Source organism: Caballeronia sordidicola (assembly GCF_001544455.2).
In the GTDB taxonomy this organism is placed as follows: Bacteria; Pseudomonadota; Gammaproteobacteria; order Burkholderiales; family Burkholderiaceae; genus Caballeronia; species Caballeronia sordidicola.
The window spans coordinates 20124-35496 of record NZ_FCOC02000009.1 but is presented as its reverse complement, the minus strand read 5'-3'; the positions used below and the strand labels follow the sequence as shown (position 1 = coordinate 35496).

Here is a 15373-nt window from a genome sequence, read left to right as displayed (position 1 = left end):
TTTTGAATGCTGGATCGAATGTAGACCTGACTGACCACGATCGCGTTCAAATGATAGCGTGCCAAAATTCTATCGCCTGAATAGTGGATAGCGGCCGCTTCGATGAGACTTTTGACCCGCGTAAGACGTTAAGCCCAGCCTTCACCATCGGGGAAATGAAAACGCTCGAGCGAATCCGCGTGCATTTCAATGCTGTAGCCAGCCGATGCCGGCGGCATATATCGGCCGTTGCGAATCACGACCGGACTGACGAAATGTTCATGCAGATGATCGACGTATTCGAGCACGCGATTCTCGAGAGACGCCGAGACGCAGACATAGTCGAATATAGAAATATGCTGGACGTACTCGCATAAGCCCACGCCGCCCGCATGCGGGCATACTGGCACGCCGAACTTCGCCGCCATGAGCAATACCACGATCACTTCGTTCAGGCCGCCCATCCGGCAACTGTCGATCTGACAAAAATCGATGGCCCCTTCCTGCAGCAATTGCTTGAACATCACGCGGTTCTGGCAATGCTCGCCGGTGGCAACGCCAATGGGTGCAATCCGGCGGCGGATGGTGGCGTGGCCGAGGATATCGTCAGGGCTCGTGGGCTCTTCGATCCACCACGGATCGAACGCGGCCAGGCGGCGCATGTTCGCAACGGCTTGATCGACATCCCATACCTGATTGGCGTCCATCATCAGCTTGCGATCGGCGCCGATCTCGTCGCGAAGAATGCGTGCACGACGAATATCTTCTTCTATGTCGCCGCCCACCTTCTGCTTGAAATGTGTCCATCCCTGCGCCACGCCTTCGCGCGCGAGCCGGCGGATCTTGTCGTCGTCATAGCCAAGCCAGCCCGCCGATGTGGTGTAAGCCGGATAGCCCTGAGCCAGCATTTCCTGCTCGCGTTCGGCACGTGTTGCCGCGTGGCGGCGCAGGATTGCGAGCGCTTCCTCGGGCGTGAGCGCGTCCGTGACGTAACGGAAGTCGAGGCAGCGCACCAGTTCCTCGGGGTTCATGTCAACGAGCAATTTCCATACAGGTTTCTGCGCGGATTTCGCCCACAGGTCCCAGACTGCATTGACGACCGCGGCCGTCGCGAGATGGATTGCGCCTTTGTCCGGGCCGATCCATCGCAATTGACTGTCCGACGTAAAGGCGCGCCAGAACGCGCCCATGTTTGCGGTGATGTCCTCGATCTTCTTGCCGATGATCAGCGGCGCAAGCGCATTGACCGCGGCTACGCAGATTTCATTGCCACGTCCGATGGTGAACGTGAGGCCGTGGCCCGACAGATGCGCGGGCGAGTCGGTTTCGAGGATGACGTAGGTGGCGGAATAGTCCGGCGCGGCGTTCATTGCGTCGGAGCCGTCGAGCGATCGCGAGGTCGGAAAGCGAATGTCCCTGACAGACAGATTCGTGATCGTGGTCATCTGAACACCTCCGTGCAATGGCAAGTTAGGCTCAGTAGAAACCCGGGCACGACGCTTGAACGTTGCAAGGCTTTTTGCAGCGCCTCGATCAAGCGCACCCGCTGAGTCTGGTTGCTGGCATGCTAGCACGCGATGCGCCGGTGGTATCGAAGGCCAATGGGTGTTGCCTCAAGCTTCCTGGATAGCCTTCGCTAAAGTAATCGCGCGCTCAGGACATGCGGTGACGCACAAGCCGCATGCGCGGCACGCGTTTGCGTTGGGCGTATAGGCGACTTTCATTCCATGCACGCGCAGCTTGAGTTTATTCAACGGCCCCATGCGGGCATAGTCCGCTGTGTCGATGCGGCGAATCAGGAACACGTCTTCCGGGCAGACTACGGCACAGTCGGCCTTGCCTTCGCAACGCTTCAGGTTCACCACCGGTACGATAACGCCGGGCGCCTGCTTGCAGGCAGCGGGGGACCCTAATCCGGCCCCGGCCGTGGACGCGTGTTCGACGCTCATACACTGTCAGCCTGACGCGGCTTGCGAACTGAACACCGGTTGTTCTTGAATTGCTCGCGCTCTTCAGGCGTCATTCGTTCCCAGCGCCGCCATTCCCGCCGTCCACGCCAGCCTCCGCCGTGTCCCCGGAAACCGCCGAACAGTATCCGGCTCAATACCAGAAGGCCCAGTGCATGCGGAAAATCAATCAGACGGCCGCCAACGAATAACGCCGGAACGACCCAGTTCCACAAGGTCATGACCAGCCATCCCAAAGCAGCGACCGCGATCAATGCCAAAACTATCTTGGCCAATATCTTCAATCGGAAATTCATCTGTTTTCTCCTTAAATATTCAGGTCGTCATACACAGGCTGCAAACGCGTGCGCAAATGCAGCACCGCATAACGCTTGCGAGCAAGCAAGGTGTTGATGCTCACGCCGGTTTCCGACGCAAGCTCTTTAAAGCCGCGCCCTTCCAGTTCGTGGGCGATGAAAATGTCGCGTTGATTTGGCGGAAGCTCGTCGATGGCTTCCTGCAACGCCGCGAGCAGCACGGATCGCGCATAGGCCGCTTCGGGACCGCCGTCCTGCGCCGGGAGCGCGAGATCCAGCCGGTATTCGTCGTCGGCTTCATCGCCGGTCTCACTCAGCGGCTGCTCTCTTTTCTTGCGAAAACGGTCGATGATGCGATTGCGCGCCACCCGGAACAGCCACGCGCTGACCTGTTCTATAGGCTCGGGCAGCCGGTACGCCTGGACGAATTCATGCAGCACATCCTGCAGGATGTCTTCGGCGTCGCTGGGATCGTGCACACGGCGCCGGATAAAATTTCCGAGCTTCGAGCGCTCACGCAAGACGGTTGCGGTGATATCGTTGTCGCTTTCGATGATGTTCGGGCCCAGAGGCTTCGGCGGTTCCATACGCCTGATGACGATCCACAAACGGGAATATTGTGGCGGAACGAAAAAAAGCGGCGGCGCGGCCGCTTTACAGGAAAGAGTAGACGGTTTGCGAGTGAAGCGGGGAGAGGGAATTTGAAACGGCCGCGCGCCTCGATGGCGCGCGCCGTAACGTCTGACTAACTCGCGAGTTTCCTGAAGGTTTCCAGCACCGCGTCGCCCTTGAACGGCTTGACGATCCAGCCCTTGACTCCGGCGGCCTTCCCGCGTTCCTTCATAGCGGGGCTGCTTTCGGTTGTCAGCATGATGACGTTCACCGTCTTGTTTGCAAGCTCGCCGCGAATTTTTTCGACCATTGTCAGGCCGTCCATGTTCGGCATGTTGACGTCGCTGATCACGAGCTTGATGCCGGGGCTCGACTTCAGTTTAGCGAGTCCGTCGCGACCGTCGACAGCGGTATCGACATCGAGGCCATTCTTTCGCAAGAAACCGGCGACCTCGTCGCGCACGGTGCTCGAGTCATCCACTACGAGAATTTTCGACATGATATTTTCCTTTCTTTCCTCTAATGCAAATCGGAGCGGACTTGCTCGCTGGCCCTTAGAACAATTCGAGCTCGCCGCTGGTTTCCTCGGCCATGTTCACATCGGCGATAAAGTCGACAGGCGCATGCGCGCAAAAACAAACGGTTGCCCCAAGCTTTACCGATCCGCTGATGGTGATGGCGTAAGACGCAAGATAGTCAGGCTTTAACTCCTCAAGATAAGAGAGGCAGCGGGCGCTCAATACATAGGGGGTGGACATGCCGAGATCCGGGAAATATCGAAGCAGCTCCTGGTTCATCGCGCCACAGCAGAGATTGCAGGTTTCGAGCAATGCGTCGCGTAGCGACCCTTCTTCTACGTCCTTGACGAAATAGCCGCGTGTGCGTTCATCTTCGTCGAAATGAAATACCAGCAAGATCCGGAACTGGATGGATGAAATAGTAAGGAAAACGACATTTGAATCCCGCACGTTCATTGAGTTCTCGTCTCGCGCGAGCAGGACGATGTCGCAGGTATCCTCCGCTTCCTGAGGCAGCCTTGACCGGACCGCCTTCATGAAAAGACCTTCAATGCTCGCCTGTGCGTTGCTGCTGATCATGTTGCTGCCTGATGCCTAGTGAAGCCTTGATTGAAATTGATCCGCGAGCACTTCCACGCTGCTCAGCGACGCCGTGATCATCTTTCCGCCCGCCTGGATATCCTGGAAGGTCGCGGTGGTGGTCAGGTCGTTGCGATGCAGGCTGTCGCGGTAGCTGCGCGACAACTCTTCCGAGCGCGCCGCGAGCGTGCGCACTTCGCCTGCCACGACGGCGAAACCGCGTCCCGCCGCGCCCGCGCGAGCCGCTTCTATTGAAGCGTTGAGCGAGACGATCACTACATGCTTGACGATGGATGACAGCTCGTGATTCTTCGCGTGCATGTCCTGGTTCTGCGCCATGAGCGAGATCATCTGTTCGTGCCATCGCTCGAAAGTGGAGGCGAGCGCCTTGAGCCTCGACGCTTCGTCGGCTATTCGCTTTGCGTGATCGAGCCACTGATCCTTGTCGTCGATGGCCGCCGCGAGCGCTGCACGGTGTTCTTCCGAAATCGCGGATTGTCGTGCGAGATCATCGCGCAGTTGCGCAAGCTCCGCTTCGAGCACGCGGCATTCTTCATCGCGCTGGTCAGCCGATGCGCTCAGGCGCGCGAGCTCTTCCATTTGCGACTTGACCCGGGCCGCGTCTCCGGATTGAAGACGCGCAGCCTGCTTGACGATGTACAACTTGTGCAAGGACCAGGCACCGGCGGCGGTTACCGCACAACCTGCCAGTGCGGCCAGGAGATACTGTTCAATCACGATTCATCCTTCAGGGTGCGGTTCAGGCGGTGACAGCGTCGCTTTCGTGGTGAGCGCGTGACAAGGCGCTGCGCACCAGAATGCTGTCCGGCAGGCTCACGACTGTCTGGAACTGGCGGAATGGGGCGCCCGTGCGACTATCGGTGAAGCGCAGTTCGATACTGCCGTTCTCGCGCTTGAGAAAATCGCGCACGGCGTCCATGCCCACACCGCGACCCGATACTTCCGTCACCTTCTCGGCGGTGGAAAAGCCTGGACGGAAAATCAGATCGGCAATCGCTTCGTCGCTGGGTGTTTCGTCCGCGCCGATCCAGCCGCGCTCCACTGCAATGTTGCGAATGTGGCCAAGGGCGAGTCCGCGGCCGTCATCGCTCAACGTGATTTGAAGCGTATCCGTGTCGACGCTCATTTCAATTTCTATGGTGCCGCTGGATGCCTTGCCTTGCGACGTACGAACGTCCGGCGTTTCGAGCCCATGGTCCACCGAATTGCGCAGCAGATGCATGAATACGTTCTTCAGCGCGCCGCTGGCCTGACTGCGCAGCCTATGATCGTTGTTGCGAATGCGAACTACCGGTGCATCCTTGCCAAGTTCCTTTGCAAGTGACGGCAATGAATCCAGCACGCCTGCGAGCACCTCGCCAATGCTTTCAGTGCCGAGCAAGCGCAGCGTCTGATGCATCGCGTCGCGCATGGCGATCAGGTCGGCGGGGTTGCCGAGATTGACGGCCTCGAGTTGACGCAGGCTTGCCTGGATATGCTCGATATCCACCGTCAGATAGCGCTCCGCGTTGCTGCCGCGCCCTGGCCCTTTGCGGCCGAGACTCACCTCGTTAATATGCGCGTAGCGCTCGATCACATCGCGCACGCGTGCAAGTTCCTGAGCCAGGCCTTCCTGATCCCATTCCTGCGCGGCGTCGTCGCGGCGCAGCGCATCGTAGCTCTGCTCTGTCTCGTGCACGACGTCGGTCAGGTACTGAAGGCTATAAGTCCGCGCGTTACCCTTGATGGTGTGCATGTTGCGGAACAGTTCGGCGATTGCCGCGCCATTGGCCTGACGATGTTCGCGGATGATCCGCTCGTTCTCGCTCACGAAGCCCGCCGAACTCTCGATGAACTGATGGAACTTCTCCTGATTGACCGCGAGGATCTCGCCGATCATTTCGAGCTGGCGCTTTTGTTCGCTTGTTTCAGCCGCGAGTTGACGCAGTTCGGTTACGTCGCGCACGCACAACATGAGGCGCACTATGATGTCTGTCTCGTCCGTGATGGCCGACCAGCTCAAATCGAGAATCTTGACGCGGCCATCGGCCATGCGCTTAGCGGTCTCGCGCACGAGCAGATGCTGGTTGAATTCGAAGTTGATGCTGTCTTCTCCGAGGCAGGCGTTGATTGCCGCATCGACTTGCGATCGTGCATCCACGCCAAGATCGGTATTGGTGAACACCAGGTCCATCAACTCTCGTCCGGCGATCTCGTTGGTCTCGAAGATGGCTTCGAGATGCGCCGAATATTCCGCATGAACGGTCGCGCCTTCCACCACGGTCAGTATGCCTTGCTGCATGTTTTGCAGCATTGCCTGGATATCCGCGGTCTTCTGCTTGAGCAACGCGGAGTTCTGCTGGATCTTTTCGATCATGCCGTTGAACGCCACGATGGAATGGCCCACCTCGTCCATGCGTCCCACCGGCACGCGGCGCGTAAAGTCCTGGCTAGAGGCAATCTCGCTCATCATGGCCTGCATGCTGCTGAGCGGTCGCGTGATCTGCCGGTACAGCAATGAACCGATGGTTGTCAGCAGCAAGACTGCTATGCCCGTGACTATGGCTATAGCGGTCGCCGTTGTTGCAAGCGTCTGGTTCAGCGCGGAGATCGCGTCATCTTTCTCGCGGTTCTTCTCCACGCGAAGTGTTTCGACTATGCCTTCGAGCTCGTCCCTGTACTGGGCGACGTTGGCGAACAAGTAGGCTTGAGCAAGCTCGGCCTTTCCTTCAGCCTTCATCTTGGCTGTATCGGCGATTGCCGAGAAATAGTTCTCGAGGCTGTCATTCGCTTGCGAGACCAGACCCACTTGCGCGTGGCTTGCAGCATCTCTTCCCTGCAAGGCAAGCGCCTGTTGCAGCGCGAGCTTCTTCGCCTTCAATTCTTCTTGCGCCTGCGCCACCATGTTGCCGTCGGGCGAATAGACGAGGGTCATGGTTGCCAGTTGCACGTCCTTGACTTGCGAGACCAGATCGGCCGATGCAAGCGCACTGGGAACGACGCCTTCCGTTACCTTCCTGACCTCGGCGGCGCCGGCGCGTGTCTGGTACACGGCATAGCCGCCTATGGCGGATAGCGCGACAAACATCAGGACCACCAATAGCGTGATGCGATGACGAATAGTCATTTGAGAACCCCCGGTCCAAACAGTCTTATCAGGCCTTCACTAAAGACAGGTTGTCTTTGTGAGCGATATGGTTATCTGAAGAGACTCGCATGGTGTGTCTCGAATGTTACCAAGCAGTGACTAAATAGAAGAAAAGCCGGGGTTTGATGAAAAGACTTTTTAGTCAGGGATTATTTTTGTTTTAAATGGAGAAAATTGGGAGGGCGGTCTAAAGTTTTACGAATGACGGCCGTTAACCACGCGCCGGCTATGGGCCTAAAGGCCGCCGGGATGATTGAGGAAGATGAAACTCATAATAAAGCTTTGAAATCGAAATAGCCAACGTTTGCTTTTAACCACGGAAAATTAGTGACCAATCATCTCGCAATATGCGCGCGATGCATTTAGTGCATGGCTTATAACCTGGATCTAATAATTACCGAAGAAATAGTTGCCCGGATCACGTGTGCAATCCGGCGCTTTACTCTCTGTGATTTGTAATGGTTTATCTTGAACGAATTGAATTGAGGTTTAGCGCTCAACGTGTTTCAAGGCAATGCAGCGCGTTCAAAGTGGTCTTTACCGCTTCGTTCCAGGGTGTGTGCGGTTCTTCACCTAGCACACTCAGCAGCGAAGCATTGTCCATGCGAACGGGCTCTCTCCACAGATATCCCATTTCGCGAAGCTCTCGAAATGTTTCCGAAAATGGAGCGATGACAGGTAAAGCCCACCACGGAAAAGCATAGACCTTGGCATGCGGCCGATCGACGGCGTGTTTGATCGCGCTGATCATGCGGGTGCCGTCGCTGTCCCAATGTCCCTGCATGTGATAAGTGGCGAACGCAGGAAGCGTGTGTTCTCGTTCTACCAGCCGCACCATTGTTTGCGCTACGTCCGGCACGTAGGCCCACTGATGTCCAGTGCCGCGTTTGCCCGGATAGAACAGGGTTCGCACCGGCTTACCCGGCTTCACCAGTCCGCTTGAGAACCAGCTATTGCCCGTACTGCCCGGTCCAAAGAAATCGCCTGCACGGACGACAAGACTGCGCACGCCATTTTCCGTCGCGTCCTTTAAGCGTCGCTCTAGTTCAACACGGATTGCACCCTTGCGCGTGACCGGATTCTGAGGCGACGTTTCGGTGAGCAATGGCAGCGCGTCGGGTCCGTAGTTATAGAGTGTGCCAGGCAGAAGAATTCTCGCAACTGAGGCTTGCGCCGCCGCGATGGTGTTGTCGATCATGGGCAATACCAGCGCCGCCCAGTTGCGATATCCGGGCGGATTGACCGCATGAACGATGAGCTTTGCGCCGCTCGCGGCCGCGATGACATCGTCGCGATTCATTGCGTCGCCTTGTCGCCATTCGAAACGTTCATCCCGCTGGGTCAGGTGCGCGGGTTGGCGATGCAGCGCGCGCACTTGCCAGCCATGCCTGGAAAGTTGACGCGCCACTTCTCCGCCAATTCCACCCGTGGCGCCCAGCACCAATGCGATTCGTTCGTTGCTCATCTTTGCCTCCTGGTTTTCAATAGCGACAATTCTTGCGCGAATCGTGATTAAATGAAATTGTCGAAATCGATAGATCAGGTATACATTTTTGTATGAACGAATCCGGACTGAGCTGGGATTTTTATCGTACGTTTCTGGACGTGCTGCGAGAAGGTTCGTTGTCCGGCGCGGCGCGCTCGCTAGGGCTTACGCAGCCAACAGTCGGCCGCCACGTGGACGCTCTTGAGGAGGCCCTCGGCTATGCGCTTTTTATTCGCACGCAACAGGGTTTAAGTCCGACGCAGGAAGCGCTCGCGTTGCGTCCGTATGCACAGGCACTGGAATCGACTAGCACGGCGTTGCTGCGCGCCGCATCGAGTCAGGGAGCAGGGGTGTGCGGCACCATTCGCATCACGGCGAGCGAGGTGATCACCGTCGAGGTCTTGCCGGCTATCGTGACGGAGTTGCACGCCGCTTATCCTGAACTGACGATCGAGTTGATGTCGTCCAATCGCATCGAGGATTTGCTGCAGCGTGACGCGGATATTGCGGTGCGTATGCAGCGGCCCAGTCAGGGCGTGTTGATCGCACGACGTATGGGAGACGTGGAGCTGGGCATGTACGCACGTAAGGACTACCTGGCGCGGCGTGGCAGACCCTTGCGGATCGGCGAACTGGAAAACCATGCGCTGATCGGTTTCGATAAGGAAACCGCGTTTATCCGTGGTATGAAAACGCAAATGCCGGAATGGCGCCGCGAGCTGCTCGCATTGCGTACGGACAGTGACCTTGCTTCGCTTGCAATGTTGAGGGCAGGATTTGGTATCGGCATTTGCCAGGTTGGTCTTGCCCGGCGCGATCCTGAGCTTGTGCGGCTTTTCCCCAAGCGGGTATCGCTCAAGCTCGATACATGGCTCGCCATGCACAAGGACCTGCGCGATAACCCCAGTTGCAAGATTGCTTTTGCGATCTTGGCTAAGGGACTGGAAAAGTATGTGCGTGGGGCTTAGCGCCCCTTGCGCACTTACTTCGACCCGGCCAGAACGAAGGCGTCGCTGCGGTCGGCAAGCGGCGCAATGGCGAGCAGCGCGTTGTTATTGACGGCGAGTATGCCCGTCAGCGTCCTGTTTGCATAAATGCAAGGCAAACCGCCAAACGTGACCGTGACGTCGTAGACATTCTTCGAACCGTGCGGCGTTGCGGTTCCGGTGAATACGCATCCGCTCGTACCGCGACCCGATACCGCGCCTGAGGCGGCGATTGTGACCGACACGGATTCACCGCCCTTGATCGATCCTGCCTCGGCAGTGTAGGTGCCCGCGATGGCGGCGAGGTTCGGAGCCAGATCGTAGGCCGCGCTGTATTGGGTCGTGAAATTGACTGGCGTGCTGCCTGAAGCGACGGGCGTAATCGTGCCGTTCAAGCTGCTTTGCGCCACGAACGAAAACGCGATGTTCTCAGGCGTCACTATATTTTGAGCAATGACATAGTTGCGCGCATCCGTCGACGTCAACGGGCCATTCGCGCGGCTTGCCGTACCCTGCACAAGACCCAGCGTGTTGGACGTCTGATTTGCGTACACAAAGTAGAACACGCCCGTATCGAGCACCACGCCGTTCACCACATCGCCCGCCGTGTCGGTGCCTTCATAAAAACCTTGCGCCACGCCGCCGGATGTATCGGGCTGGGCAAAGCTCACCGCTCCGCTGTTATCACTGCCACCGCCGCCGCATGCCGAAAGTGTGAGGGCCGTTAGTGCGCAGCAAAATAATCTTGTTTTCATTTGTGAGTGTTCTCGGATAGGTGCGCTAACAACCGGTTGTAAATCTTCTGTATTTTTCGGTCGCTACATTTACCATAAATCGACCGCGATTTCCTCGCTTGTTCGAAGAAAATCACTTGGCGGTGGCACCCGCGGGCGTACCCGTTTTTGGACGGCTTTTTAGCTGCTCGCGGGCTCCAGCGGCCGCTCCACGAGCGTGATTTCACGGGCGCTTCGCGGTGCCTGATAGAAAGGCGTCGTTGCCTTGAGCGCGTTCAGGCGAACTGCGGTTTGACCCAGCAGCCAGCCGGAATATGACCAGAACATCAGCATGGTCGATTGCCACATGAAGTCGTCGGTCAGGTTCTTGGCGAGCATGCCCAGGATCAGCGCGAACCCCGCGCGGAACAGCTGAGGATAAGCGTGGCGTATGGCGAAGAATTGATTGGCAAGGCACGTGAACACGGCAAGCTGGATAAGCAGTCCTATAGCGCCGACCTGTAGCAGCGTATTGAGGAAGATGTTATGCGCATGGGTTCGCACATTGCCATCCAGTTTGACAAGATCGTCCGGAATGACGCTTTCATATGCAAGCGATGGCAACGGCTTGCCAAAGCCAACACCCAACCACGGATGCGCCGGCACCTGACTCAAATAAAACGCCCATATTCTTGGCCGCGCGTCAGATGACATGGCGCGATTTACGCTGCTGGCAATACTTGACCCGGCGAGGACATGCGCTGAGTGCGGCAAGGAGGTTGGGCGGTCGGACGTGCTGGCAGTCACGCGCAAGGCGCTCACCGGAGGAACTGACAATGCCTGCGCCGAATTAGCCGTTGCTGCGTTCGCACGCAGATCCATGAGCCGCAGCTTGTTGCTGAAGCCGACAGCGGCCAGCGTTGCCACGAGCAGTGTGCCGAGCGCGGTCCATGCGCGCAAGCGGTCGTGCGGCGAACGTGGCCAGAGCAGTACCACGGCCACCACGGCGAGCGCGATCCAAAAAAAGCGGTTCAATGTTGCGCCACCAATGACCACGCAAAATGCAATGCCCGTAAGCCCTCGAAATCTCGTATTGGGATCGGAGATCATCGAGGCAAAAAGCGGAATGGCCATGAGCGCAAGCGTGCTCGTATGTCCAACGCGAGCATAAAAGTGCAGGAGACCCGGTTTCGGAATAGCGGGATCCAGGTCGTTGAAGAAGACAACGCTGGCGATCGCCAATATCAGGCAGGCTACCCACACCACTGTTTGTAATCGCCGTTTGTTAAGCGCTTCCTTTCCAATCAACCAGAAGCCGAAGAACCCGGCAAGCGGATAAAAGACTTCGTCGCGCCATGCGCCAAGGGACAATGCACGATCGAAAGACCACGCCGCCGACATTAAAGTCCACAGCGCCCAGGCACTTAAGGCGATCAACAAGGGTTGCGCGGGCAGCAAGCGCCTGCTTGCTTTGTCTCGCAAAGAGTTAAAGGCGAGCAAAGCGAGAATTGCGATGAGAACGCCGAGGCCAATGTATTTAACTGCGGTCATATGGTCGAACATGACCACGAAAAGCAGCACGGCACACACCGTGGACAGGGCATCCCCGGCCCAAGACTTCAATCTCAGGTTAACCATTGCGATGCCGGATATTTATAAATTAGGAGGAGGCGGCGCGAAATTGTACGACGCGTGTTGACGTTTTGGGTGGTTTGGCAGCGAGATATAGGGATATTTTTACCGGATTACAATTGTCGATCATAAAATCCGGGTTTTCTTACATCTCTTGAGCGAAGTACGGCTTGACCGGATCTTAGAGACCTTAATTAGACGCGCTTTCGCATGTATTTTTGATAAAGCGCGGAGTGGCAATGTGTGTCGAGCGCCCATTCTGGACGCTCGAGGCGCTGAACCGGTGTTAATTTCGCGGCTGGCCACCAAATGAATTCGTTAGCCTGCGAAATTTGACCAGCGTCGGGATTGGAGGCGCCTCGTGCTTACTTTGCAAGAATGGGCTTCGTTGCCTGGTTTTTCCCGGCTTTCGATTTTGGCGCCGCACGCTGCGGCAATTCTGAAAGCCGCATGAGATGACGCAGCGCCATCATTGCGCCAATTGCTTCCAGCACGGCAGCGGGCACCCACATGATGAGTCCGCCAAGGCTTTGGTCGAGTGCTGCCGGAACCGACGTGAATGCGCGGCCGCACAGCGTGAAAATTGGGTACAGGTCGTGACTTGAGAAAGTGATGACCGCCCCGACCAGAATCTGGGGCGTCATGGTGATGACGGGGGACAGCACACGCAAGCCCGGCCGTGTACGGCTGGGCGGATGCGGACGATGATCGAGCAGCATCCACCAATAGAGCAATCCGCTTATGGCCACTGACCAGTTCATGAACGTATAGATGCGCCAGTCGAGCATCGCAACGAATTGGACCGATGGAATCAGCCAGAACACCACCGATACGACAAAGGCTACCGAAATGAAGGTAGGGTTCAGCACGAAGGCCGCAAAGAGGCGCGCAGGACGGCGGTATTGCCAGCGCCGCAGCGCGCTGCGGCAACGCAAGGGCATTCCGGCCCTGAGCGCGCTGCCAGGGTAGGCGGCCATCAGGATCAGCGGCGCCAGGTGATGCAAAACGAGATGCTGGAGCCTGTGCACAAAGAATTCGTGCTCGGCGTAGTAATCGAGCCGCGTATGCAGCGCGATATAAAACATTACAAGGCCAGTCCAGAAAGCACCCTGACGGGTACGGCTGATCCGAATGCGGCGCGACCCGCGGGCAAAAAGCGCTGCCGTCACTGCGAACACGGCCACGAGCCCAAAAGAGGGTTCCCACGGCACGAGCAGATCGAATAGAGACATGGCAGCTTGAATTAAGTAAGGAAATCCGGGCGCGCCTGGACGCCTGTCCAGGCGACTCGCATGTTAGCAGTTGCGCGGATGGGGCGCTGGCGGCCGGGGAATCTGAACTTGGACTCGCGGTACGCGTGGAGAAATGCGATTCAGATCGAGCACGAACGACTCGGCCTGGAAGCGCGGCCGGCTAGTCCATCGCCAAGGAAAGACGAGCCGGGGAGCGCATTGAAGTAATCGACGCAAGATTTGCTTTTGCTTAAGCGCGTCGATTTGCCGCTCGGTTTGGACGTTACCTTTCAAAATGGCTTCGGCATGTTACCGAAGCCAAATGAGCTTACTCAAGCTGTCGAGCGCGTTGCTGAAGCAATCCGCGCAGGGAATACGGCAGACAGCACAAGCGTCACAATAATATTGACCGCCAGCGCAAGCACGCCGATATAGACCGGATACGTAGTAGCGCCCAGGTGCAAAGCATAAATTGGCTTGAGGCCTTGCATGAATACCAGTGTGGTGCCAAGACCTATACCCGCCAGCCAGCCGATAAACAAGGCGGGCAGCTTGAGCCAGCGCGTATAGAGCGAAAATACGACCGCCGGGAACGTCTGCAGGATCCACACGCCGCCAAGCAATTGCAGGTCGATCGCAAACTGGGTCGGCAGGAAAATGATGAATATCAGCGCGCCCAGTTTGACCGCCAGCGACACAATCTTCGCATTGGTCGCTTCCTGCGCAGGCGTAATGTTCGGCTGTACCAGCGGCTTCCACAAATTACGCGTGAACAAATTGGCCGAACCAATCGACATGATCGCGGCAGGCACCAGCGCACTGATCGCGATCGCGGCTGCTGCAAAGCCCACGAACCACGACGGGAACAGCTTGAGGAACAGCGCCGGGACCACGTCTGTTGGTGAAGTGACTTTCACGCCGGCGGCAATCGCCATGTAGCCGAGGAGCGCAATCAGGCCGAGCAGCAGCGTATAGGCAGGCAAGGCGATCGCATTTTGCTTGATCGTTTTGGCGCTCTTGGAACTGAGCACGCCGGTGAGCGTGTGCGGATACATGAAGGCCGCCATTGCAGATCCAAACGCAAGCGACGCGTAAGCGGTGAACTGGCTTGCCTTGAGCGTGATGCCGGTCGTTCCACCCTTGGCCGTGAAGAAATGATCGGCCGCGTCGAATACGGATGCATAGCCTCCAAGCTTGCTTGGAATGAGCCAGATCGCTGCGATCACCACGATATAAATCATGATGTCCTTGACGAAGGCGATCATGGCGGGTGCGCGCAGGCCGCTTGCATACGTGTACACCGCGAGGATGATGAACGCGATCACCAGCGGCGTTTCGCCGGTCACGCCAAGGCTCTTGATCACCACTTGCATGCCGACCAGTTGCAACGCTATGTATGGCATCGTCGCAATGATGCCGGTCAGTGCAATGGCCGCGGCAAACCAGCGCCCGCCATAGATACCCTGCACGAAGTCGGCGGCGGTAATGTGATTGTTCTTGTGGCAAGCCGCCCAGAGCCTGGGCATGACCGCGAACACGAACGGATACACGATGATCGTGTAGGGCAGCGCGAAGAAGCCATATGCACCGACTGCGTAGACGAGCGCGGGCACCGCGATCACCGTGTACGCAGTGTAGAAGTCGCCGCCCACCAGGAACCATGAAATGACAGCGCCGAACTGGCGGCCGCCGAGGCCCCATTCGTGCAATTGAGTCAGGTCGCCTGCTTTCCAGCGCGCCGCAAAAAAGCCCAGCACCGTGACCAGTGCAAAGAATCCCAGGAATACAAGACCGGAGGTCCAGTCGAATGTCGTCGGCATTATCGGACCCACCTGTAAATGACGTACAAGATCAGCGACGTCAGCGGCACCCAGAGCAACTGGTACCAATAGAAAAAGGGAAATCCGGCGAAAGACGGGCGCGCGTCGTTATAAAAGGGCAGCCACAATAGGGCGACGTAAGGAATCAACAGCAACAGCCTGCCGGCCGCGCGTTTTCCGGGGGAAGCGCTCTCTGAACTCATATCTATCTCCTGGGACCCGCTTCTTTTCGAACTGGAGCCGGAGTATTGGCGTAATTTCGCTCGCCGCCTTCCGTAGTAATACGTAGGGGCGCTAGTGACGCTAAAACCTGGGCTTGCAAGGCATATGCTAAGCCGATCTCCTGGACGTCAAGAGCGGAATCACCCTACGTAATACTACGCAGGCCGTGGGCATGCCAAAAGC

Annotated in this window: 15 protein-coding genes; 1 reads left to right on the top strand and 14 read right to left on the bottom strand. The window is 57.5% G+C overall.

Features of this window, described 5'->3' with window-relative positions:
* Positions 1–128: 128 nt before the first annotated feature.
* The 9 genes from AWB64_RS15880 to AWB64_RS15840 all read right to left on the bottom strand — a co-directional run bounded on the left by AWB64_RS15880 (position 129) and on the right by AWB64_RS15840 (position 8564).
* On the bottom strand, positions 129–1424 hold the full coding sequence (locus AWB64_RS15880) for an L-fuconate dehydratase (RefSeq protein WP_060856397.1): 1296 nt from the start codon (positions 1422–1424) through the stop codon (positions 129–131).
* 168 nt (positions 1425–1592) lie between these two features.
* A complete protein-coding gene (locus tag AWB64_RS15875; protein ID WP_060856396.1) occupies positions 1593–1928 on the bottom strand; it encodes a 4Fe-4S binding protein in 336 nt (111 codons plus the stop codon).
* Positions 1925–2242: a hypothetical protein gene (locus tag AWB64_RS15870; RefSeq protein WP_060856395.1), complete on the bottom strand. Its 318-nt coding sequence runs from the start codon at positions 2240–2242 to the stop codon at positions 1925–1927. Before AWB64_RS15870 ends, AWB64_RS15875 begins: the two co-directional genes overlap by 4 nt.
* Before the next feature lie 11 nt (positions 2243–2253).
* Complete coding sequence (locus tag AWB64_RS15865; RefSeq protein ID WP_060856394.1) at positions 2254–2829, bottom strand: RNA polymerase sigma factor; 576 nt, start codon at positions 2827–2829, stop codon at positions 2254–2256.
* A gap of 158 nt (positions 2830–2987) precedes the next feature.
* Positions 2988–3353 (bottom strand): response regulator, encoded by a 366-nt coding sequence (locus AWB64_RS15860; RefSeq protein ID WP_060856393.1) that lies wholly within the window; start codon positions 3351–3353, stop codon positions 2988–2990.
* 55 nt (positions 3354–3408) lie between these two features.
* The gene (locus tag AWB64_RS15855; protein ID WP_060856392.1) at positions 3409–3951 is read right to left on the bottom strand and encodes a hypothetical protein; all 543 of its coding nucleotides are present in this window, start codon (positions 3949–3951) and stop codon (positions 3409–3411) included.
* 15 nt (positions 3952–3966) lie between these two features.
* A complete protein-coding gene (locus AWB64_RS15850) occupies positions 3967–4689 on the bottom strand; it encodes a methyl-accepting chemotaxis protein (protein WP_060856391.1) in 723 nt (240 codons plus the stop codon).
* Between the two features lie 22 nt (positions 4690–4711).
* Positions 4712–7078, bottom strand: coding sequence for an ATP-binding protein (locus tag AWB64_RS15845; protein WP_060856390.1), 2367 nt, complete (start codon positions 7076–7078; stop codon positions 4712–4714).
* A gap of 517 nt (positions 7079–7595) precedes the next feature.
* Positions 7596–8564 (bottom strand): NAD-dependent epimerase/dehydratase family protein, encoded by a 969-nt coding sequence (locus AWB64_RS15840; RefSeq protein ID WP_060856389.1) that lies wholly within the window; start codon positions 8562–8564, stop codon positions 7596–7598.
* A 92-nt stretch (positions 8565–8656) separates the two neighbouring features.
* Here AWB64_RS15840 and AWB64_RS15835 point away from each other — a divergent pair, with 92 nt between their 5' ends.
* Positions 8657–9553, top strand: a complete 897-nt coding sequence (locus AWB64_RS15835; RefSeq protein WP_060856388.1) for a LysR family transcriptional regulator — start codon at positions 8657–8659, stop codon at positions 9551–9553.
* Positions 9554–9567: 14 nt separating this feature from the next.
* Here the strand turns inward: AWB64_RS15835 and AWB64_RS15830 are convergent, their stop codons facing one another.
* The 5 genes from AWB64_RS15830 to AWB64_RS15810 form a co-directional block, all read right to left on the bottom strand.
* Complete coding sequence (locus AWB64_RS15830; protein ID WP_060856387.1) at positions 9568–10242, bottom strand: hypothetical protein; 675 nt, start codon at positions 10240–10242, stop codon at positions 9568–9570.
* 243 nt (positions 10243–10485) lie between these two features.
* Positions 10486–11922 (bottom strand): O-antigen ligase family protein, encoded by a 1437-nt coding sequence (locus tag AWB64_RS15825; protein WP_075643292.1) that lies wholly within the window; start codon positions 11920–11922, stop codon positions 10486–10488.
* A 359-nt stretch (positions 11923–12281) separates the two neighbouring features.
* The gene (locus AWB64_RS15820) at positions 12282–13148 is read right to left on the bottom strand and encodes a cytochrome c oxidase assembly protein (RefSeq protein ID WP_060856385.1); all 867 of its coding nucleotides are present in this window, start codon (positions 13146–13148) and stop codon (positions 12282–12284) included.
* 332 nt (positions 13149–13480) lie between these two features.
* Positions 13481–14968 carry a monocarboxylate uptake permease MctP gene (mctP, locus tag AWB64_RS15815; protein WP_060856384.1) on the bottom strand — a complete coding sequence of 496 codons (1488 nt, stop codon included), beginning with the start codon at positions 14966–14968 and terminating at the stop codon, positions 13481–13483.
* Positions 14968–15171 (bottom strand): DUF3311 domain-containing protein, encoded by a 204-nt coding sequence (locus AWB64_RS15810; RefSeq protein WP_060856383.1) that lies wholly within the window; start codon positions 15169–15171, stop codon positions 14968–14970. Before AWB64_RS15810 ends, mctP begins: the two co-directional genes overlap by 1 nt.
* Between the last annotated feature and the right edge of the window lie 202 nt (positions 15172–15373).

Bases quoted from the DNA above. Each gene is read 5' to 3' on its own strand.
- AWB64_RS15840 (WP_060856389.1), bottom strand. From the start codon at position 8,564: ATGAGCAACGAACGAATCGCATTGGTGCTGGGCGCCACGGGTGGAATT.
- AWB64_RS15835 (WP_060856388.1), top strand. From the start codon at position 8,657: ATGAACGAATCCGGACTGAGCTGGGATTTTTATCGTACGTTTCTGGAC.
- AWB64_RS15880 (WP_060856397.1), bottom strand. From the start codon at position 1,424: ATGACCACGATCACGAATCTGTCTGTCAGGGACATTCGCTTTCCGACC.
- AWB64_RS15825 (WP_075643292.1), bottom strand. From the start codon at position 11,922: ATGGTTAACCTGAGATTGAAGTCTTGGGCCGGGGATGCCCTGTCCACG.
- AWB64_RS15855 (WP_060856392.1), bottom strand. From the start codon at position 3,951: ATGATCAGCAGCAACGCACAGGCGAGCATTGAAGGTCTTTTCATGAAG.
- AWB64_RS15860 (WP_060856393.1), bottom strand. From the start codon at position 3,353: ATGTCGAAAATTCTCGTAGTGGATGACTCGAGCACCGTGCGCGACGAG.
- AWB64_RS15865 (WP_060856394.1), bottom strand. From the start codon at position 2,829: ATGGAACCGCCGAAGCCTCTGGGCCCGAACATCATCGAAAGCGACAAC.
- AWB64_RS15810 (WP_060856383.1), bottom strand. From the start codon at position 15,171: ATGAGTTCAGAGAGCGCTTCCCCCGGAAAACGCGCGGCCGGCAGGCTG.
- mctP (WP_060856384.1), bottom strand. From the start codon at position 14,968: ATGCCGACGACATTCGACTGGACCTCCGGTCTTGTATTCCTGGGATTC.
- AWB64_RS15870 (WP_060856395.1), bottom strand. From the start codon at position 2,242: ATGAATTTCCGATTGAAGATATTGGCCAAGATAGTTTTGGCATTGATC.
- AWB64_RS15875 (WP_060856396.1), bottom strand. From the start codon at position 1,928: ATGAGCGTCGAACACGCGTCCACGGCCGGGGCCGGATTAGGGTCCCCC.
- AWB64_RS15820 (WP_060856385.1), bottom strand. From the start codon at position 13,148: ATGTCTCTATTCGATCTGCTCGTGCCGTGGGAACCCTCTTTTGGGCTC.
- AWB64_RS15845 (WP_060856390.1), bottom strand. From the start codon at position 7,078: ATGACTATTCGTCATCGCATCACGCTATTGGTGGTCCTGATGTTTGTC.